At 35.8% G+C, this 18,437-nt stretch carries 10 protein-coding genes, 1 tRNA gene and 3 rRNA genes; 7 read left to right on the top strand and 7 right to left on the bottom strand.

Annotated elements, in window-relative coordinates:
* The first annotated feature begins 179 nt into the window (after positions 1-179).
* The 6 genes from CSUIS_RS01365 (at position 180) to CSUIS_RS08560 (ending at position 9,659) form a co-directional block, all read left to right on the top strand.
* Positions 180-1,921 (top strand): 16S ribosomal RNA (locus tag CSUIS_RS01365).
* A gap of 80 nt (positions 1,922-2,001) precedes the next feature.
* Positions 2,002-2,077 (top strand) — tRNA-Ala (locus CSUIS_RS01370).
* 463 nt (positions 2,078-2,540) lie between these two features.
* Positions 2,541-5,566, top strand: a 23S ribosomal RNA gene (locus CSUIS_RS01375).
* A gap of 151 nt (positions 5,567-5,717) precedes the next feature.
* Positions 5,718-5,837 (top strand): 5S ribosomal RNA (gene rrf / locus CSUIS_RS01380).
* The 16S, 23S and 5S rRNA genes sit together here with 1 tRNA gene alongside, the layout of an rRNA operon.
* A gap of 1,860 nt (positions 5,838-7,697) precedes the next feature.
* Positions 7,698-8,030, top strand: coding sequence for an MGMT family protein (locus CSUIS_RS01390; RefSeq protein WP_202819630.1), 333 nt, complete (start codon positions 7,698-7,700; stop codon positions 8,028-8,030).
* 117 nt (positions 8,031-8,147) lie between these two features.
* Positions 8,148-9,659 carry a hypothetical protein gene (locus CSUIS_RS08560; protein WP_236860786.1) on the top strand — a complete coding sequence of 504 codons (1,512 nt, stop codon included), beginning with the start codon at positions 8,148-8,150 and terminating at the stop codon, positions 9,657-9,659.
* 82 nt (positions 9,660-9,741) lie between these two features.
* On the opposite strand, the gene CSUIS_RS01400 is transcribed toward CSUIS_RS08560, so the two are convergent.
* Genes CSUIS_RS01400 through CSUIS_RS01415 form a run of 4 tightly spaced genes read right to left on the bottom strand, consistent with a single transcriptional unit; the run spans position 9,742 to position 12,380 of the window.
* Positions 9,742-11,571: a primosomal protein N' gene (locus CSUIS_RS01400; protein ID WP_086296808.1), complete on the bottom strand. Its 1,830-nt coding sequence runs from the start codon at positions 11,569-11,571 to the stop codon at positions 9,742-9,744.
* Positions 11,568-11,927: a type II secretion system protein gene (locus CSUIS_RS01405; RefSeq protein ID WP_086237600.1), complete on the bottom strand. Its 360-nt coding sequence runs from the start codon at positions 11,925-11,927 to the stop codon at positions 11,568-11,570. The genes CSUIS_RS01400 and CSUIS_RS01405 overlap by 4 nt, the downstream gene beginning before the upstream one ends.
* Positions 11,911-12,150: a hypothetical protein gene (locus CSUIS_RS01410; protein ID WP_086237601.1), complete on the bottom strand. Its 240-nt coding sequence runs from the start codon at positions 12,148-12,150 to the stop codon at positions 11,911-11,913. The genes CSUIS_RS01405 and CSUIS_RS01410 overlap by 17 nt, the downstream gene beginning before the upstream one ends.
* Positions 12,147-12,380 carry a hypothetical protein gene (locus CSUIS_RS01415; RefSeq protein WP_086237602.1) on the bottom strand — a complete coding sequence of 78 codons (234 nt, stop codon included), beginning with the start codon at positions 12,378-12,380 and terminating at the stop codon, positions 12,147-12,149. The genes CSUIS_RS01410 and CSUIS_RS01415 overlap by 4 nt, the downstream gene beginning before the upstream one ends.
* 148 nt (positions 12,381-12,528) lie before the next feature.
* Between CSUIS_RS01415 and uvrB the strand changes: the two genes are divergently transcribed.
* Positions 12,529-14,505, top strand: coding sequence for an excinuclease ABC subunit UvrB (uvrB, locus tag CSUIS_RS01420; RefSeq protein WP_086296809.1), 1,977 nt, complete (start codon positions 12,529-12,531; stop codon positions 14,503-14,505).
* 45 nt (positions 14,506-14,550) lie between these two features.
* Here the strand turns inward: uvrB and CSUIS_RS01425 are convergent, their stop codons facing one another.
* Genes CSUIS_RS01425 through pta form a run of 3 tightly spaced genes read right to left on the bottom strand, consistent with a single transcriptional unit; the run spans position 14,551 to position 18,427 of the window.
* A complete protein-coding gene (locus tag CSUIS_RS01425; protein WP_086296810.1) occupies positions 14,551-15,843 on the bottom strand; it encodes a DUF2920 family protein in 1,293 nt (430 codons plus the stop codon).
* A complete protein-coding gene (locus CSUIS_RS01430) occupies positions 15,830-17,053 on the bottom strand; it encodes an acetate kinase (RefSeq protein ID WP_086296811.1) in 1,224 nt (407 codons plus the stop codon). The genes CSUIS_RS01425 and CSUIS_RS01430 overlap by 14 nt, the downstream gene beginning before the upstream one ends.
* On the bottom strand, positions 17,054-18,427 hold the full coding sequence (gene pta / locus CSUIS_RS01435; protein WP_086296812.1) for a phosphate acetyltransferase: 1,374 nt from the start codon (positions 18,425-18,427) through the stop codon (positions 17,054-17,056).
* Positions 18,428-18,437 lie beyond the last annotated feature (10 nt).

An 18,437-nucleotide genomic window follows, 5' to 3' on the forward strand; every position in this document is an offset into this window, starting at 1 on the left:
TTTATAATGTTAAACTATCATTTATAGTCAATCTTTGAAATCTAAACAAGTGATCGATTGAGCCAAAGGCAATTTTAATTATTTAAATTAAATAATTGCTAATTTAATAGTTACAAACAATTAAGTTTTTAGATTAAAACTTCATAATAAATTATTACTTTGCTAATTTGCGAAGTATTTTTATGGAGAGTTTGATCCTGGCTCAGAGTGAACGCTGGCGGCGTGCCTAATACATGCAAGTCGAACGGACAAGTAAGAGCTTGCTCTTATGAGTTAGTGGCGCACGGGTGAGTAATGTATAGTTAATCTGCCCTATGCTGGAGGACAACAGTTAGAAATGACTGCTAATACTCCATACTCCTTCTTAACACAAGTTAAGTTGGGAAAGTAGCTCTTAGTAATGCATATAAAATGGATTTTAAAACAAAAAGCTAAAAAGATAACAATAAACTTTTTTGAAGTCTTACATAAGTAGTAAGGCAAGAAAAAGTGAAGCAGTTAGCTTTTAAAGATTTTTGTAAAATTCTGAATTATAAAGTGGTTTTTAAATTAAAAATATTTTCTTTAAAAGAGATTAATAAAAATAATTTTAAAACCTTTTTTATGTGTATTACTAAGAGCTCTCGGCATAGGATGAGACTATATTGTATCAGCTAGTTGGTGAGGTAATGGCTCACCAAGGCTATGACGCATAACTGGTCTGAGAGGATGATCAGTCACACTGGAACTGAGACACGGTCCAGACTCCTACGGGAGGCAGCAGTAGGGAATATTGCTCAATGGGGGAAACCCTGAAGCAGCAACGCCGCGTGGAGGATGACACTTTTCGGAGCGTAAACTCCTTTTGTTGGGGAAGAACCATGACGGTACCCAACGAATAAGCACCGGCTAACTCCGTGCCAGCAGCCGCGGTAATACGGAGGGTGCAAGCGTTACTCGGAATCACTGGGCGTAAAGGACGCGTAGGCGGATTATCAAGTCTTTTGTGAAATCTAATGGCTTAACCATTAAACTGCTTGAGAAACTGATAATCTAGAGTGAGGGAGAGGCAGATGGAATTGGTGGTGTAGGGGTAAAATCCGTAGAGATCACCAGGAATACCTATTGCGAAGGCGATCTGCTGGAACTTAACTGACGCTAATGCGTGAAAGCGTGGGGAGCAAACAGGATTAGATACCCTGGTAGTCCACGCCCTAAACGATGTATACTAGTTGTTGCTGTGCTAGTCATGGCAGTAATGCACCTAACGGATTAAGTATACCGCCTGGGGAGTACGGTCGCAAGATTAAAACTCAAAGGAATAGACGGGGACCCGCACAAGCGGTGGAGCATGTGGTTTAATTCGAAGATACGCGAAGAACCTTACCTGGGCTTGATATCCTAAGAACCTTGTAGAGATACGAGGGTGCTAGCTTGCTAGAACTTAGTGACAGGTGCTGCACGGCTGTCGTCAGCTCGTGTCGTGAGATGTTCGGTTAAGTCCGGCAACGAGCGCAACCCACGTATTTAGTTGCTAACAGTTAGGCTGAGCACTCTAAATATACTGCCTTCGTAAGGAGGAGGAAGGTGTGGACGACGTCAAGTCATCATGGCCCTTATGCCCAGGGCGACACACGTGCTACAATGGCATATACAATGAGACGCAATATCGCGAGATGGAGCAAATCTATAAAATATGTCCCAGTTCGGATTGTTCTCTGCAACTCGAGAGCATGAAGCCGGAATCGCTAGTAATCGTAGATCAGCCATGCTACGGTGAATACGTTCCCGGGTCTTGTACTCACCGCCCGTCACACCATGGGAGTTGATTTCACTCGAAGCCGGAATACTAAACTAGTTACCGTCCACAGTGGAATCAGCGACTGGGGTGAAGTCGTAACAAGGTAACCGTAGGAGAACCTGCGGTTGGATCACCTCCTTTCTAGAGTACAAAGTGATAATCTCACAATTATCACTTCAATATAGTCTCAATCAGCTTGTTTAGGTTTGAGAGATTGACAAGGGGAATTAGCTCAGCTGGGAGAGCGCCTGCTTTGCACGCAGGAGGTCAGCGGTTCGATCCCGCTATTCTCCACCATAGTTTAAGTTAAAAGCAAGTTAAAAGATAGTTAAGATATATTTCTAAGGTTTAATCAGAGAGTTTGCGTTTGAGCTTTCTGATTAGACTTTATAAATGGTCTAAAGTTATTTAATTTCCCTATTGTTAAAAGTCACAATCAAGTTTTAATATTTAAAACAATTTTACAGGACTTGTTAAAGCTTTAAATATGGACTTAGTTTAGCAAATAGTTAATTAAACAATCTGTTATCCCAATAACTAAATATATTAACTATCAAGTTTAACTTCACAATCTATTAAGTTTTAAAACTTACTTAATAGTAGTTAATGCTTTCCGTCTTATAAGTTAATATTTAAACACTATAAATTTAATAGTCATATCTTTAAATAAAATATCTTATTTTTAAAAAAGATTAACTAATTATATTTATCTTTAACAAGGAAGTGATGCGAATTAGAATATATAATAATCTAATAAAAAAGGTAAGCTACTAAGAGCAAATGGTGGATGCCTTGGCTAGTAGAGGCGATGAAAGACGTGCCAGGCTGCGATAAGTCTCGGGGAGCCGTCAAGGGGCTTTGATCCGGGAATTTCTGAATGGGGCAACCCAGTATATAGTGATATATACTACCGCAATGCGGAGCGAACGTTGGGAATTGAAACATCTTAGTACCAACAGGAAAAGAAATCAAACGAGATTACGCTAGTAGCGGCGAGCGAACGCGTAAGAGGGCAAACCACTAGCTTGCTAGTGGGGTTGTAGGACTGCAACATAGACTTAAACAATCTAATAGAATAAGCTGGAAAGCTTAAGCATAGAGGGTGATACTCCCGTATATGAAAGTGCGTTTATACTTAGCAGTATCCTGAGTAGGGCGGGACACGTGTAATCCTGTCTGAAGCTGGGTAGACCACTATCCAACCCTAAATACTACTACTAGACCGATAGTGCACAAGTACCGTGAGGGAAAGGTGAAAAGAACTGAGGTGATCAGAGTGAAATAGAACCTGAAACCATTTGCTTACAATCATTCAGAGCCCTATGATTTATCAGGGTGATGGACTGCCTTTTGCATAATGAGCCTGCGAGTTGTGGTGTCTGGCGAGGTTAAGGAAACCCGGAGCCGTAGCGAAAGCGAGTCTTAATAGGGCGTATAGTCAGATGCTGCAGACCCGAAACGATGTGATCTATCCATGAGCAGGTTGAAACTGGTGTAAGAGCCAGTGGAGGACCGAACAGACGGCCGTTGAAAAGGCTCCTGATGACTTGTGGATAGGGGTGAAAGGCCAATCAAACATCGTGATAGCTGGTTCTCTCCGAAATATATTTAGGTATAGCGTTGTGTAGTAACTTTGTGAGGTAGAGCACTGAATGGGCTAGGGCATACACCAATGTACCAAACCCTATCAAACTCCGAATGCGCAAAGTGTAATCACAGCAGTCAGGCGGCGAGTGATAAAATCCGTCGTCGAGAGGGGAACAACCCAGACTAACAGCTAAGGTCCCTAAATCTCATTTAAGTGGAAAACGATGTGGAGTTACTGAAACAACCAGGAGGTTGGCTTAGAAGCAGCCATCCTTTAAAGAAAGCGTAATAGCTCACTGGTCTAGTGATTCTGCGCGGAAAATATAACGGGGCTAAAATGAGTACCGAAGCTTTAGACTTGCACTTAATTCTAACTATAATTTAGAATTTTAAATAGATTAAGTTATGTTTCTCATAATTTAATTTAGCTCATAAATTAAATTATGAGAAAGTATCAATCTAAAAGTAGAGTAGTTAGAATTAAGTGCAAGTGGTAGGAGAGCGTTCTATTCAGCGTTGAAGGTATACCGGTAAGGAGTGCTGGAGCGGATAGAAGTGAGCATGCAGGCATGAGTAGCGATAAAAGGGGTGAGAATCCCCTTCGCCGTAAACCCAAGGTTTCCTACGCGATGCTCGTCATCGTAGGGTTAGTCGGGTCCTAAGCAAAGTCCGAAAGGGGTATGCGATGGAAAATTGGTTAATATTCCAATACCAATTATTATGTGCGATGGAAGGACGCTTAAAGTTAGTGGAGCTAGCGGATGGAAGTGCTAGTCTAAGGATGTAGATTGAGTGGTAGGCAAATCCGCCACTCTTTATTCGAGATCTTAAAGGCTCTTGACGCTCTTCGGAGTAGATGGAGAATCCATGATACTATCGAGCCAAGAAAAGTTTCTAAGTTTAGTAATAATTGCCCGTACCGTAAACCGACACAGGTGGGTGGGATGAGTATTCTAAGGCGCGTGGAAGAACTCTCTTTAAGGAACTCTGCAAAATAGCACCGTATCTTCGGTATAAGGTGTGCCTAACTTTGTATTAAGATTTACTCCCAAAGCAAAGAAGGTTACAACAAAGAGTCCCTCCCGACTGTTTACCATAAACACAGCACTCTGCTAACTCGTAAGAGGATGTATAGGGTGTGACGCCTGCCCGGTGCTCGAAGGTTAATTGATGGGGTTAGCATTAGCGAAGCTCTTGATCGAAGCCCGAGTAAACGGCGGCCGTAACTATAACGGTCCTAAGGTAGCGAAATTCCTTGTCGGTTAAATACCGACCTGCATGAATGGCGTAACGAGATGGGAGCTGTCTCAAAGAGGGATCCAGTGAAATTGTAGTGGAGGTGAAAATTCCTCCTACCCGCGGCAAGACGGAAAGACCCCGTGGACCTTTACTACAGCTTGACACTGCTATTTGGATAAAGATGCGCAGGATAGGTGGGAGGCTTTGATCCATAGATTCTGGTTTATGGTGAGCCATTGTTGAGATACCACTCTTCTTTATTTGGGTAGCTAACTAGCCTAAGTTATCCTTAGGTAGGACAATGTCTGGTGGGTAGTTTGACTGGGGCGGTCGCCTCCCAAAGTGTAACGGAGGCTTACAAAGGTTGGCTCAGAACGGTTGGAAATCGTTCGTAGAGTATAAAGGCATAAGCCAGCTTAACTGCGAGACATACAAGTCGAGCAGAGACGAAAGTCGGTCTTAGTGATCCGGTGGTTCTGTGTGGAAGGGCCATCGCTCAAAGGATAAAAGGTACCCCGGGGATAACAGGCTGATCTCCCCCAAGAGCTCACATCGACGGGGAGGTTTGGCACCTCGATGTCGGCTCATCGCATCCTGGGGCTGGAGCAGGTCCCAAGGGTATGGCTGTTCGCCATTTAAAGCGGTACGCGAGCTGGGTTCAGAACGTCGTGAGACAGTTCGGTCCCTATCTGCCGTGGGCGTAAGAAGATTGAGGAGAGTTGACCCTAGTACGAGAGGACCGGGTTGAACCAGCCACTGGTGTATCAGTTGTTCTGCCAAGAGCATCGCTGAGTAGCTAAGCTGGGATGTGATAAGAGCTGAAAGCATCTAAGCTCGAAGCCAACTCCAAGATGAATCTTCTTTTAAGAGCTCTAGTAGACTACTAGTTTGATAGGCTGGGTGTGTAATGGATGAAAGTCCTTTAGCTGACCAGTACTAATAGCTCGTTTGCTTATCTTAATAAGCATCACTTCCTTGTTAAGGATAAAATATAATCCTTTTAGGTTTTTAAAATATTTTTAGATATTAAACTTAGTGATTTTTAACTTTAATGCTTTAGCAGTGTTAAATAAGATATTACTCTTATTTAGATAATGTTTTATTTAACACTGCTCGTGGCTATACATGATTAGGAAACGCCTTGCTCCATCTCGAACCAAGAAGCTAAGCTTTTCATGGCCGATGATACTCTCCCTTACTGGGATGCTGGAAAAGTAGGTTGCTGCGAGCTTTGTTTTTATTCTCTATCTTTTTTATTTTAAATCAGCTTTTTATGATTGTTAGTGAGTGGTTTTTATACTTTTAATTATTTTTCAATTTATTAAATCATTTTACAATTATTAGAAATTTTAAAAGATTTATATTATTTCATATTATTTCATATTATTTCATATTATTTCATATTATTATCAAAACAAAAATCAACTTATTAGAGTTAATTGGTTTTTTAAATTTAGTTTTTAGGTGTTATTTTATATGGATAACTTGTATTTTACATATTTTATATAGATTTATTTTTTAAATTTTTATTTTTCTAGTTATTAAATTTAGTTTTTAGGTGTTGTTGTTTTATATCGAGATTGAATTTATTATATTATCTTTATTCCTATTAAAATATAGATAGTATATGCTAGATTATAGTGTTTTTATTTGATTGTATGGTAAAGCTTATTTGGTTATATGGCTTATGCTATGGTATTTTTAGCTAGTTATGTTAAATTAAGGAATATGGATTGAATAGTGTAGGTTGTGATATTAATTTTTATTATTTTTATTATTTTTATTATTTTTATTATTTTTATTATTTTTATTATTTTTATTTCTCTGGCTTTTTAGGTTTAGATATTAATTTTATTAAATTATTCTCAATTTATCTTGTTTATGATAGTATTGTTATTGATTTTATTAAGGAGCGATAGTTGAGTGTTTTACTTATTTTACTAATTTATTTTTATTCTTTTTAATTCTTAGATTAGATTTTTATAGTAACTACTTATTTATTAAAGAGAAATTTAAAAATGCTTTAATGGTGGTTTTTGGTGTTAGTTTAGTAATTTGCATTTGGGTTATAGTTTCTATTGGCATTTAAATTTGATTTTTTAACTTTTCCAATATTGCATATAATTTTAAGTGTTTTTGGTGGATTTTATTTTAAAAAGTTTAAGAAGTCAAAGCGAATTTACGGAATTTAGCATTTCTGGCAATCTATTTTTGACTAGATTTATCATAAATATCAGTAATGTAAAAGCATTATTTTATTTTTGTTAGCATATTTTCAAGTTTAAATTTTAATATAAATCTAGTAGCGATTGCAATTTTTAACGCTGGGGAGTTTTATTTATTTTTCTCTTGTTACTCTTTTATTTTTAAATGCCAAAATAAAAGCGATCTACATAAGACATTCCAAAAAGCTAGATGCGATTTTGGCTATTGTATTTATATTTTTTTATTTTTATCAATATATTTAAGGAGATTATGAATGGTTGGGTATGTTGATTATTTAAATTTTTAAACAAGAGAATATTAATGAGCTATGGCAAAGCTTATTTTTGTTCAAGGGTAAATGAGAGGCAATGATTAACGCTGTCAAGCTTTATTTGGATCGTAGATAAAAGCAAAGTGTTAGTGATTTGAAGCTAGTATAACAAGATATAATTAACTTTCTTTTTTATCCTTTTACGATAATATTTTATTCAAAAATAAAATGCTAGATTTAAATTTGAATCTATTTTTGTAGCGGTTGCATTTATAGTGGCGCTATAACTAGTCGTTATATTTGTTATAAAATGCTATAAGTGTTGGATTTAAAACTTTGTTTTGCTCTATTCTAGGCACAAATTTAGCTTATCTTGTGTTTATAGTTTTTTTTATTTTTGATAGTTTAAATTTAAATTGCTTAATAAAGTGGCGATTTTTGGTGCTTTATTTATCATATATTTAGGTGTAAGTGGTTTGGTGTCTAAGATTAAAAGTAGCCAAGCCATAGAGCAAAATTTCTAATAATATCCCCAAAATTACCAAACTAAAAATCCATTTATAAGCAAAATAATGCTAGGTTTAATGATTTATATTTAAAATAAGGATATAAGTGGTGGCAAATTTTAATCAAGAAGTTTATAATTTATTAAGATTAATACCAAAAGGCAAGGTGGTTACTTACTCTCAGATTGCGTTGTGTTTAGGTAATGTAAAACTAGCTAGAGCTGTTGGTAATGCGCTACATAATAATCCTAATCCAACGCTATATCCTTGCCATAGGGTGGTAAATCGCAAAGGGGAGCTATCTAAGGCATTTGCATTTGGTGGGAGTGAAGGGCAGATGAGATTGTTGGTTGATGAGAATATTAAATTTGATAAATTTAATCGTGTAAGGCTTGATATTTACGGGTTTGACATTGAGAAATTTATAAAATCCAAGGGCTAGATGATTTAGCACAATATAAATTTATTTTTAAATATTTATATTAGTTTTAATTTATAATTTCATTTTTTTTTTTTTGATAAACTGCCGTTTTTGAGATTGAATTTAGAAAGCTAGAAAATGAAAAATATAGTGCTTCTTGGCGGTAGCAATTCTGTAATGGTAAATGGATTACAAAAAGGTCTTAGAGAGTATGCTAATGTAACAAATTTAGCCCTTGGTGGTAGTACATGCTTACAGAATTTATATGAATTAAAACGAGAAAAAAATCAAGAGGCTATAAAAAATGCAGATTTAATAGTAACTGAGAGCAATATAAATGAGCTTCATCAGCATTTAAATGAACGGGAACAATTGAGCTTAGAAATAATATTTAGAAATATGCAATATTTTTATGCTAGTTTATATGAATTAAAAATACCAGTATGCGTTATTATATTGCCATCATTTCATCAGAATAAATACAATATAATCCATAATATGCATAAATACTTAGTCAATTTTTATAAATTTTCTTTAATTAGTCTACATGATTATTATAAGAAATATAATCTTGTAGAATTTGGTAATAAATTTGGGCATCATCAATTATGCGTAGTCAATAAAGCACTTGGAAGCAATATTTCTAAAAATATTGATAAATTTGTAGTTTCTAATATAAGTTTAAAAGTTGATATTCCAAATTTTAAAATAATTACTCCAAAAAATATGAATAGAAATTCATTACTAAAAGTATTTACTCCAAAAAATTCAATTTTTGATGAAGTCGTATATAGATTAGAATATAACTCTACTTTAAATTTTGAGAATGAAGATGGTTATAAGATAATAGGTATCCATAGTTGGATGTTAGAAGAAGATGGGAGCATAAGCAAAATTCCTGTTGATAAAGCGCAATTTCAATGCGGTTCAATATGTATAAGTTCGCATAAAAATACTATAATAAAATCTACATCTAAGCTAAATAGATTTTTTGAGCTACAAGCAGAGCCACTGATTGGCAAAGATTTACAAATACAATTTAATTCTCAAAAATTACCTGACACTGAGTTTTATAGTATGTCAATTTCTAATCATACAAATAGCATATCTTTACCATATTTTGATCTAATCGCCTTTTTCTTATGTAAGCCAAATCCAAATATGGAGCTATTTGATCTAAGTGTTATACCAAACGATAAGGATATAGAGATTGATAGAGATATAGACCGCTCTCATCTTATACCAAATATAGTATTTTTTAAAGATTCTATGGAGTTTATAGATGAGTATATCGGATACCTATATCCAAATATTACAAAACACATAGATAAAGTTTTAACGCCACAAATTATAAATAAAATTAAAGAGCACTTGTTGGTCTTGCAACCGCCTAAAGCCACGCCACAACAACCAAAAGAGCCATCTTTGCAAGATCAGATAAATTTACTCAAAGAGCAGATATCTAAAAAAGATAATGAGATTAAAGCCTTACAAACTAGCTACCAAAAAGCAGCAAATTTCAAAAATCATCTAAGCTATAAACTAGGCAACTCCTTAATCAAGGCACACAAAAGTTGGTATAAAGGCGGATATATTAAATTCATATTTGAAGCTATAAAGATAAAAAACGAGCATAAATGGCAAAATTAGCCAAATATAGAATTTAATATAAAGCATAGTATGAAATTAGCAAGTATCTATAAAATTTTAGCTAAATTTGATTAAGATAAATTTAGCTAAAATTCACAGGATCTATATCTGGCAAAGCACCATAAACTCTAGCTATTTGACTAGCTTGTAGTAGCGGAGTGTGGGAGATTGAGCGAAGTAGTATTTGGTATCTGTGCTTAGAGGCTATCATCTCGATTATACACTTTCCACTGCCTATTATCTCTAAATTTCTTATCTCTTTTAACTCTTTTAGGATTTTTTCCATTTTGATTATGGCTTTATTTTCATCTTTTTCTTCTATTTTTATACGCAAAAGTCGTGTAAATGGCGGATACAATCCCTCTCTAATAGCCATTTCATCATCTATAAATTTATCAAATTTATCCATATACTCAGCGAAAAACTCGCACTTTAGCCCTTGTATTATCACCTTGCCATAATCAGCCCTACCAGCCCTACCAGCTACTTGCATTGCTAGTGCTAGGCTTTTGCTTCTTGCTTGATAATCGCTATAATCCAAATGCTCATCTAGCCCCATAATTATAGCTAGAGTTACATTGTGATAGTCGTGACCTTTGCTTAGCATTTGAGTACCTACAACTATATCAATCTTATTTTCATTAAAATTTTTTAGCAAGGTTGTGAGCTTTTTTTGCGTGGTGATCTCATCTTTATCAAATTTGGCTATATTCGCAGATGGGAAGTGGCTTTTAAGCTGTAAGACAAGCTCACTAGTGCCGATTTTACGAGATTCTAGCATTTGATTATTACAAGATGGACATATACTTGGTATCGCACAGACAAATCCGCAGTAATGGCACTTTAGGGCTTTATCTTTTTTATGTAGACTTAAAGAGATTGAGCAGTATGGACACTGGATACTTTGAGCGCAGTTTTTACAAGTTAGAAATTTGAAATTTGCCCTTGTAGGCAAGAATATTATCGCTTGTTTTTTTCTATTTATAGTATCAGAGATATGGCTTAATAATAGCTCATTTAATCCAGTTGGGCTATGGTCATATATATACTCTTTTTGCGAGTTATAAAATCGCCCCTTTAGGCGAAAATGCGGGAATTTAGCGTAGCTATTTAGGCTTGGTGTAGCACTACCTAAAAGGCATTTTATCCCCATTTTATTAGCGATATATACGGCTAAATCTTTGGCGTTATAGTATGGGTCGCCACTACTTTTATAGCTATCATCGTGCTCTTCATCGACTACGATTAAGCCTAAATCACTAAAAGGCAAAAATAGCGCCGACCTTGCTCCAGCGATTAATTTTACATCGCCTAAACTAAAATTAGTTAGCAAAGTTTTTTTGTTTTTAGCAGAAATTTTGGAGTGCCATATGCCTACACTTTTGCCAAAATAAGCCTCAAGTCGCTCTTGCATTTGTGGAGTTAGTGAGATTTCTGGCATTAAAAATAGAGCCTGCTTACCGCTATTTAAACACTCTTTTATAAGGCTTATGTATATTTCACTCTTTCCGCTTCCAGTATCCCCAAAGAGTAGGCAAATTTGATTTTGTTTAGCAAATTGTGCGGCTTGTTGCTGGAGTGGGCTTAAATTTGGTGATTTTATAAAGCTACATTTTGCCATTTGGCAGCCGCTAAAAGGCTCAAATAACCCAAATGCCACGCCTATTTCGCAAGTGTAGTAGTGGCTAATAAATTTAGCTAAAGTGATTTGATAGTTGGTAAAACTACCTAGTCTTTCTACTATTTTAGCAGTTTTGAAATTTGGCTTAGAAGTGTGGTTTATAACGCAACCGCTCTGTTTTTTGCCCCTTAATATAACGCTTACTATCTCAAATTCGTCTAATTCAAATTCGCTTTCATATGTTAAAGGCTGTAAATTTACGCCTATTATAGCGATTTTATAGTAGTTCATAGCTCAAGCTTTTTGCATATCTCTTGTGGTGATAGACACTTGATGCTTGCGTTACTATCGTAGCTAAATTCCACCTCTTCATTAAATATTAGTTTTTTATCTTCTACTTTCCATTTAGCTAGATTAATAGAGAGTAAAATATCTGAATTTAGCACTGGTTCTTGGACTTTAGCAGTGAGTAATGAGGCGGTTTTTTGGTGGAGAATATTAGCTTGGATTGTGGCTAAATCAGATTTGATTTTAAGTAAATTTGCGTCATTTTTATTAAAAGAAAGTCTTGGCGTCGCTATGGCTAATAAAACGCCAAGAATAATAATTACAAATGTTAGCTCAATTAGGCTAAATGCTTTTATCATTAGTAAGGGCTTTGTTTATATTACCAAGAATTGAGCTTAATTCGCTCTTTTGCTCATAATTTTCATGGCATTTTTTCACAAAGGCAGTTAGTAGATCCTTGATAGCAAGCTGATGTTTATCATCTAAAAGCTGCTTTATATCAGCTTCGAAATAATCAGCAAACTCATCATCAAGGGTTATATTGTAATCTTTAGATGCTACAGTTAGTGTGATTTGTCTCATCGACCAAGCACAGCCTCAACTTGCTTTAGCAGATCATCGCTTGCTAAATCTTGATTTTTAAGCTCCTCTTCTAGTCTCATTATTTGATTTGTTTTAGCTTCATTTTGTGCTTTTACGCTTATTAATTCATTTCTTAAATTTTCATTTGCTTCGCATACCTCTTCATATTTTAGCATTAGCTCGGTAACTTTTGAAGCTAGAGTGTTTAATACCTTTTCATTCTCAAACATTACGAAATCCTTATTTTATAGTGATAAATTTGCGTAATTTTATCATATTTATTATAAATATGGTCTAAATTTGGGCTATTTTGTCTCTAATTGCTAGGTTGAATTTTTAAAAAAAGATGGTAAAATCAAGAAAAAATAAGGTAATAATATGGATAAATTTGAGTTAAATAGTAAATTTTCACCCAGTAAAGATCAGCAAAACGCCATTGATAGCATTACTAAGGCTTTTAAAAGCGGAGCAAAGTATAGCACGCTTCTTGGTGTTACTGGTAGCGGCAAGACCTTTACTATGGCAAATATTATAAAAAAGCTAAATATACCTACGCTAATTATGACACACAATAAATCTCTAGCCGCTCAGCTATATAGCGAATTTAAGGGCTTTTTCCCGCATAATCATGTGGAGTATTTCATTAGCTATTATGATTATTATCAGCCTGAAGCTTATATACCAAGGCAAGATCTATTTATAGAAAAAGATAGCTCAATCAATGATGAATTAGAACGCCTAAGGCTATCAGCTACGGCAAATTTGCTTGAGTATGATGATACTATAGTTATTGCTAGTGTATCGGCAAATTATGGCTTAGGTAATCCAGCAGAGTATAAAGGTATGGTAATAACGCTAGAGCAAGGTATGCAAATAGGTCAAAAAGAGCTACTTTTAAAGCTTGTTGATATGGGGTATAAAAGAGATGATAGCTTTTTTGAGCGTGGGAATTTTCGTGTAAATGGCGATGTGATAGATATATATCCGGCGTATTTTAACGATGAGGCGATTAGGCTTGAGTTTTTTGGTGATGAGATAGAGGAAATTTACCATTTTAATGCTTTGGATAATAAAAAAACTAAGAATTTAAATCGCTTTATATTATATGCTACAAGTCAGTTTGTAGTAGGGGAAAATAGGCTAAAATCAGCTATTAAGGGCATTGAGGCTGAGCTAGATGAGAGATTGAAATTTTATGAGAGCCAAGGTAGGGCAGTGGAGTATCAAAGGCTAAAGCAAAGGGTGGAGTTTGACCTAGAGATGCTCTCAACCACTGGTAGCACAAAAGGTGTAGAAAATTACGCTAGATATTTAACAGGGCAAAAACCAGGAGAGACGCCATATTCTATGTTTGATTATTTTGAGATTAAGGGGAAGGACTATTTGGTTATAGTAGATGAGAGCCATGTTAGTCTGCCGCAATTTCGTGGAATGTATGCTGGGGATAGAAGTAGAAAGGAGATATTAGTAGAGTATGGATTTAGACTGCCTAGTGCTTTGGATAATAGACCGCTTAAATTTGATGAGTTTATCGCTAAGAAGGGGAAATTTCTCTTTGTCTCTGCTACGCCAAATGAGTATGAGCTAGAGCTATCTAAGGGGTATATTTATGAGCAAATTTTAAGACCAACAGGGCTGCTTGACCCTAAAATAGAGGTGATAAGTAGTGATAATCAAGTGGAAATTTTATACGATAGAGCTAGGGCTGTAATAGAGCGTGGAGAGCGAGTGCTAGTTACAACTCTAACTAAAAAGATGGCTGAGGAGCTGACAAGATACTATTTAGAGCTTGGATTAAAGATTAAGTATATGCACTCTGATATTGACGCTGTTGAGAGAAATGAGCTTATACGGGGGCTTAGGCGTGGGGATTATGATATTTTGGTTGGGATAAATTTGCTTCGTGAGGGGCTTGATCTACCTGAAGTGAGCTTAGTAGCTGTGATGGATGCTGATAAAGAGGGGTTTTTACGCTCAAAGACTAGCCTTATTCAAACAATGGGTAGGGCTGCTAGAAATGTAAATGGAGAAGTGATACTATTTGCTAATAAAATAACAGGCTCAATGCGTGAAGCTATCGATATTACAACCTCTCGCCGCAAATATCAAGATGAGTATAATAAAGCAAACAATATCACCCCAAAAAGCACTAGTAGAAATATCGAAGATAGCTTAAAAGAAGATGATACTCAAACGCTTTATACCAAGGCTAAAAAATTAGAAAAAATGCCAGCAAACGAGCGTGCTAAAATGGTAAAAGAGCTAAGAGCTATGATGATGGAAGCGGCTAAGAATTTGGAATTTGAAAAAGCAGCCGCTTTGCGTGATGAGATTGCTAAATTAAGGCAAATTTAGCTTAAAATTTAGCGGCGACCTTGATATTATAAAGTCGCTATAAATTTAATCTGTGATTTTAGTGCATTTTAGGCTTACTTGATTATCTTTTTGGCTAAATTTATATAGGTATTGGCTGGTTTTAAACTCGATATTTGGCTCATATGGTGGCTTTTGATTTTTAGCGATTTTATCCATTATCCACTCATAATTATTTGCTACAAGCAGCTTCATACTCATACCCATACCATGCTCTATATTTTTGATAAATTTGCCATCAACTCTGGATTTATCACTGATAATATCAAGCGTAACATCAAATCCAAGATTTTTAAGCTGTTCATAAAATTTAATCTTCTCACCAACTGGAGCCACGGCATCATCTTTTACATGGTAGCATTTAAAAATTGGTTTTGGATATTTGGCTTGTGTTATAAGATGGCTTGGCTCATTTAGATCTCTAATCTCATATCTTGAGCGACTAAAGTAGTTTGGGCTTTGCGAATTTGAGGTCCATTTAGTCTTATCTGAGACGCATAGGTGGAAGTTTTCATTATCTCTGCTATCTCGTCTATAATGCATAAAGTCAATCTCTTTACCAAAGCCAATAGTGCGAAATGTCCCTGGCTGAAAATTCTCTTTATCAAATATATCTGTGCTTAAATTCCAACCGCAATTATCAAGGATAGCATCTACTGCCCATGGAGCGTATTTAGCACATAGGTTAGCTATATAGCCACCATGGCTAGAGCCTACATAAATTTTGGCAAGCCCCCCCCCATTTAAATTTGCTACTTTAAATGGCGGATTGCTTTGAGCGTATAAGGTGGCATTTACCACATCAAGTGCAGCCATTAAACCAAAATTTTGATACTCATCATTTGGTGGAGCTAGTGTTAAATGAAACGGAAGTTTAAAATTTAGCTTTAATTTGCCAGTTACCTTTTGCATACCGATGAAATTATATAGATAGCTATTTAGATATTCCCAAATTTCATCTGAGCCCATCTTGGTTAGTTCTACATCATCAGGGATAGGGCGGTTAATGCTTTGGGCTACGGTTCTTAATATTAATTCATCTATCTCATCAATGCTAAATTTAGCCGCTGGGGGATTGCTTCTTACGGCAAAATAGTTTGTTGTTACAACCGCTGCGTCTAGATCCCTAGCGATACTTTGTGCTAGTTTTTGTCTATAGTATGAATCGCCATCTTCGCCAAGTCCTGGTATAATAGCTATTAAGGCTCTAATCTCCTTTTTGTTATCATATGTGAGTTTAAACTCAAGCTTTGATTTACGCTTTATGCCTAGCTCAGCATCATTTACGCCATCAATTTTATAAGTTTTAGTCTGTATCATCTATTGCCTTTTTATACTTTAAATTATTTATAATTCTCATTGTATCTTGAGCTATTGCGAGCTCTTCATCTGTAGGCACAATGATGATTTTGATTTTTGTATCTGTAGCTCCTATTCTTCGCGGTTCATCTTTTGGTTCTATATTTTTATCTTTATCAATTTTGATACCAAATACCTCTAGTCCATTACATATAGTCTCTCTTACCCTAGCGTCATTTTCGCCAATTCCAGCAGTAAATATAATAGCATCAACCCTACCTAAAATCGCAATATATGATCCAATATATTTTTTCACTCTTAAGATAAACATATCAAAAGCGAGTTTAGCATTCTCATCTCCTGCGTCCATTCGCTTTTCGATTTCACGCATATCGTTTGTGCCACCAATTGCTAAAAGGCCAGATTTTTTATTCATTATATTATCAACTTCTTCGCCACTCAAATTTGCATTTTTCATCAAAAATGGCATAATAGCTGGATCTATGCTACCGCAGCGAGTTCCCATCATCAGCCCTTCAAGTGGAGTAAGCCCCATTGTGGTATCTATACATTTGCCATTTTTTATAGCTGCTATACTAGCTCCGTTGCCAAGGTGCAGTGTGATACAGCTAAATTTATCATAATCAATCCCTAAAATTTTAGCTCCAGCCTTTGAGACAAAGTGGTGGGAGGTGCCGTGAAATCCATATTTTCGTATCTTATATTTTTCATAAAATTCAAGTGGCAAGGCATACATATATGAGCTTTTTGGCATTGTTTGATGAAATACCGTGTCAAATACAGCTACATTTGGAATATCAGGCCTTAGCTTTAAGGTCTCTTTCATTCCAGCTAGGTGAGCTGGATTATGTAGCGGAGCAAGTGGGATTAACTCTTTGATCTTTTGCATTACGCTCTCATCGATTAATACCGCATCTGTGAATATATCAGCACCTTGAACTACTCTATGCCCTACGCCATCTATATCATCTAGGCTTTGAACCACTCCTGAATTAAATAAAAGCTCATTCATTATATCGATACCTTGAGCGTGATCTGATATGGGATTTGAGCTATCTTTGCTCTTTCCACAAGCTGTTACTATCTTAGCATATGAATTTTCAGAGCCGATTTGCTCTATTAATCCTTTACACATTACGCTTTCATTATCCATATCATATAGTTTAAATTTAATAGAGCTACTACCAGAGTTTATAACTAAAATCTTCACTTAATCTCCTTGAATTGCGCTAATTAATACCGTATTTATTATATCATCTACTAAGCAGCCACGACTTAAATCGTTAATTGGCTTATTTAATCCTTGTAAAATTGGACCCACCGCTAGTGCGTTAGAAGTTCTTTGGACTGCTTTATAACATATATTTCCTGAGTTTAAATCTGGGAAGATAAATACATTTGCACTGCCAGCTACCTTTGAATTTGGCAATTTTTTAGCCGCTACTTCTTTGTCTATGGCTGCATCAAACTGGATTGGGCCTTCTACATCAAGGCCTGGGTCTAGCTCTTTTAAAATTTTTGTAGCCTCTATAATAGCATCAACGCTAACCCCGCTTCCGCTATCACCTGTAGAGTAGCTTAGCATTGCTATTTTTGGGTTAAAGCCAAACTCACGAGCTAGTAAGGCTGTGGATATGGCTGTTGTGGCTAGGTCTTTTGGGGTTGGATTTGGGATTATGGCACAATCAGCGTAGAAGTGAATTTGACCATTTACGCACATTATAAAGCTACCGCTTACGCTAGAAACTCCTGGCTTTGTTTTGATAAATTGCAAGGCTGGGCGGATAGTTTGGGCTGTGGTTGTGCTTGCTCCGCTTACCATCGCATTAGCTAATCCTTTATAAACTAGCATTGTGCCAAAGTATGTTCTATCTTTGATTAGCTCCTTAGCGCTATCTAAGCTTAAGCCCTTATTTTTGCGAAGTTCATAAAGGGTAGTGGCAAATTCATCTACAAATTCGCTTGTGGCTGGGTTTATAATGTTTGCTTTGGTTAAGTTTAACCCCAAATCTTTAGCCCTTTTATCTATTTTATCTTTATCTCCAAGCAAGGTTATAGCCACTGCGTTGCTGCTTAGCAAGGCATCACACGCTTTAAGCACTCTATCATCATCGCTTTCTGGTAAGACTACTATTTTTTGCTTTTGGGCGGCTTTTTGGTATAGGAGAGTTTCAAATTTTAATGGAGTTATGTAGTTGCTTTGGATTGTGCGAATTTCATCAATATCGCTAAGGCAAGTAAATCCCAAAAGCTTTGCTTTATAAAGAGATTTTTTACTAAGCAAAAATGGAGCATTTAAATTTTTGGCTATTAAGAGATCAAGAAGTTCGTTATCGCAGCCTACAACTACTATAAATTTATCTTTTATGCTATCAAATTTACCCATTATAGCTTTTATAAGCTCATTCTCTTTGGCGTTTTCTAAAAGGCTTATGGCCTCATCTGGGTTAAAAACTCTAAGATTATCTTGATTATCTAAACTAATGGGTAAAAATGTAACACTATCAGGTAATTTATCGTTTAATTTGGCTTTAAATTCGCTATTTTCATAGTCGCTTTTTAATACATAAATAGCTTTTAGCATTGTTTTATCC

It is taken from the genome of Campylobacter porcelli, from assembly GCF_002139855.1.
Classification (GTDB): Bacteria; Campylobacterota; Campylobacteria; order Campylobacterales; family Campylobacteraceae; genus Campylobacter; species Campylobacter porcelli.